We start from the raw sequence: 3,107 nt of genomic DNA, 5'->3' as shown, positions 1-3,107 counted from the left end.
CGTAAGCATCCGGCGAGGGCCGCGGCCGCGGAGGTAGTTCAGAGCGGCCTGCTGGTGACCTTCGGCTTCCGGGGCTTCGGCGCCCATTTCTTCGCGAGGCGCTCGAAGTTGTCGAGGATGCGGTCGATGCCGGCGTCGTCCGGATCGAACTTGCAGCCATGGAGGCCGATCATCTCGGCGTGAGCCTCATGGTTCGGATCGGCCTGCGCCTCGAGGAACTCCGCATAGCCGGGGGCACCCCCCACATCCTCGGGAGGACAGGCGCCGATGGCACGGACGAGGCGCGGGTAGTCGGCGCCTGGGATGGCATCGCCAATCTTCTCGACCCTGATCACATGGTGCCAGTTGTCGCCGAAGTCGTAGATGTAGTGGATCGTCTTCGTGCCGACATCCTCGATGACGTCGAGCAGGCTGGTCTTGCTGGCCGGCAGCGGGCCGTCGTGGAAGCCGTCGGGATCGGCGACACCCCAGCCGACGCCTCCGGCGCGGAACTCGTAGAGGTGCGTGTCGCTCCAGCCCATGGCGGCCTGGATCACCTCGTGCAGGCGGCTGAGCCGGATCTTCAGCGGCACGTCGAAGCGGCGCAGCACCTCCGGCTCGACGTCCGACAGGGTGACCTTGAGGCGGGCGACCAGCGTCATGCGGCAATCCTGAGATTGGGCGGATTGCACCAGGTCCACGGCAGCAACTCGGGCAGGCGTGAGACCGGCAGGTCCGAGATCCGCGCGATGGCATCCGCCAGCCAGGCCTGCGGGTCGATGCCGTTGAGCTTGGCGGTGCCGATGAGGGAATACATGAAGGCGGCGCGGTGGCCGCCGCGCTCGGAACCGGCGAAGAGCCAGCTCTTGCGGCCGAGGGCCACCCCTCGCAGCGCCCGCTCGGCGCAGTTGTTCGACAGGCAGACCCGGCCGTCGGACAGGAACCGGGTGAAGCCCGGCCAGTGATCGGGCGAGAGCAGGTAGTCGATCGCCTTGGCCACTTTGGCGTGCTTCGACAGGAGCGCGCGTTCGCTCCGGAGCCAGCGCTCCAGATCCTCGACCAGCGGGGCCGAGCGTTCCTGTCGTGCTGCGAGACGGGCGGCGGGATCCTGCCCGTTCAGCTTGCGCTCGATCTCGAAGATCGCGTCGATGCGCCTGACCGCCTCGAAGGCGATCGGGGAGATTTCCTTCGCATCTTTGCCCTTGCGGATGTTCCCCTCGACATCGGCCAGCTCGAAGAACTTGCGCCGGGCATGGCTCCAACAAAGCGCCGGCAGGACCGGCCCCGGCTTCCGGTCGCCGCGGTAGAGCTGGTTGTAGCCGGCGTAAGCGTCGGCCTGCAGGATGCCCTTCCACCCCGTCAGGTGCTCGGCCGGATGCTCCCCGGCCCTGTCGCGCGAGAAGCGGAAGATGACGGCGGGTGGTGCGGTGCCAGCAAAGGGGCGGTCGTCGCGGACATAGGTCCAGAGCCGCGCCGTCTTCGTGCCGCCCCGTGCCAGGAGTGGCACCGTAGTGTCGTCGCCATGCAGGCGGGAAGCGGCAAGGACGTGCGCCTCGATCAGATCATGCAGTGGCTTCAGCAGTTCGGCCACCCCGCCGATCTGGTCGGCGAGCGTGGACAGGCTGAGGTCGACGCCTTCCCGCGCATACCGCTCGGCCTGGCGGTTCAACGGCTGATGCTGGCCGAACTTTTCGAAGACGATCATGGCCAGCAGGCTCGGGCCGGCCCAGCCGCGCGGGATCGGGTGGAATGGCGCCGGCGCCTGGCTGATCTTCTCGCAGGCCCGACAGGTGAACTTCTCGCGGACGGTCTGGATCACCTTCCATTGCCGCGGCACCACTTCCAGTGTCTCGGTGATGTCTTCCCCCAGCTTCGCGATGCGGTCCGATCCGCAGCAGGAACAGGACGTCGGCGCCGGAACCACCACCCGCTCGCGCGGCAGGTGTTCGGGGAAGGATTTGCGGACCGGCTTCCGGCGCTCGAAGGCCGCGACCTTCGTGGTCTTCTCCGCCCGGACCCGGTCCTCGGCGGCGTCGGTCACCAGTTCCGCGAGCTGCAGTTCCAGCTGGTCGATCAGCCGGGCCGTCCGCTCGGCGCTGCGCCCGTATTGCTCGCGCCGGAGCAGCGCGATCTCGAGCTTGAGGCCCGTGATCATCGCTTCGGAGGTCGAGACCACCGCGCGCGCCTGCGCCAGTTCGGCCTTCGTGGCCGCCAGTTCGGCGCGCAGTTTCTCGAGTTCGCAAGCAGGATCAGACATGGCCGCTTCTACCATGCGCGGCCACGGAAGCCAACAATTACAGGTGTTTCCGCGACATCAGCCCATCTTCTTCGGCCTCTGCGTCCAGCGCGGATTGCGCCAGTCAATTCCGTCCAGCAGATAGCCGAGCTGAGCTGCGGATATCGCAACGGCCTCGCCCGTGGTGCTCGACGGCCAGACAAACTTGCCCGCCTCGAGGCGCTTCGCATAGAGCGACACGCCCACCCCGTCGAACCACAGCAGCTTCACCATGTCCGCCTTGCGGCCGCGGAAGCAGAAGATCTCGCCGCCATGCGGGTCGCGGCCGAGCCCCTGCTGGATCTTGAGCGCGAGCGAGTTCATCCCGCAGCGCATGTCGGTGACGCCGCCCGCGATCCAGACCCGCGTTCCCGCTGGAAAGGCGATCATGCCCGCTCCAGAACCTGCACGAGGCGCGTCAGCGCCACCGCCTCGATGTCTGCCGACACGGCGAGGCGTCGGCCGTTCGCCAGCGTGATTTCGATCCGCGCGTGGGCATCCGCTCCTTGCATGGCCGGTGCCTCCCGCTGTCGGTCGCGAAGATCCGGGCCGATCTCGACCGGCGTGAAAACCGGGCGGCCGCCGTCCAGCAGCCCCTTGTGCCAGGCGCGCCGCCATTGCGTCAGCAGCGCGCGCGATATGCCGTGCCGGCGTGCGACCACCGAGCCCTGCCGGTGACCGCGATAGCTCTCTTCGACGATGCGGATCTTCTCCGCGTCCGACCAGGTCCGGCGGCGGCCAAGCTCGCCCGCCGGGAAGACCTCGAATTGTGAAATGACCTTAGCGCATGACATAAGGCATGGCGTAAGTCAGAAAGCCAAATCCCGGCAGGCGGCCCTCGCCGGAGGTATAC

Annotated in this window: 4 protein-coding genes; all 4 read right to left on the bottom strand. The window is 67.7% G+C overall.

The window, feature by feature from the left end:
* Positions 1–38 precede the first annotated feature (38 nt).
* From ACTVZP_RS22055 to tnpA, 4 genes are read right to left on the bottom strand one after another with little or no spacing between them, the layout of a single operon-like run.
* Positions 39–641 carry a plasmid pRiA4b ORF-3 family protein gene (locus ACTVZP_RS22055; RefSeq protein ID WP_443214273.1) on the bottom strand — a complete coding sequence of 201 codons (603 nt, stop codon included), beginning with the start codon at positions 639–641 and terminating at the stop codon, positions 39–41.
* Positions 638–2,236, bottom strand: a complete 1,599-nt coding sequence (gene tnpC, locus ACTVZP_RS22050; protein ID WP_443214272.1) for an IS66 family transposase — start codon at positions 2,234–2,236, stop codon at positions 638–640. The genes ACTVZP_RS22055 and tnpC overlap by 4 nt, the downstream gene beginning before the upstream one ends.
* Positions 2,237–2,293: 57 nt before the next feature.
* The gene (gene tnpB, locus ACTVZP_RS22045; RefSeq protein WP_011910610.1) at positions 2,294–2,644 is read right to left on the bottom strand and encodes an IS66 family insertion sequence element accessory protein TnpB; all 351 of its coding nucleotides are present in this window, start codon (positions 2,642–2,644) and stop codon (positions 2,294–2,296) included.
* A complete protein-coding gene (gene tnpA, locus ACTVZP_RS22040; RefSeq protein ID WP_443214271.1) occupies positions 2,641–3,048 on the bottom strand; it encodes an IS66-like element accessory protein TnpA in 408 nt (135 codons plus the stop codon). The genes tnpB and tnpA overlap by 4 nt, the downstream gene beginning before the upstream one ends.
* Between the last annotated feature and the right edge of the window lie 59 nt (positions 3,049–3,107).

Origin of the sequence: Rhodobacter sp. NSM, assembly GCF_052244495.1 — a bacterium.
GTDB lineage: Bacteria > Pseudomonadota > Alphaproteobacteria > Rhodobacterales > Rhodobacteraceae > Cereibacter_A.
This window is presented reverse-complemented; position numbering and strand designations above follow the sequence as displayed.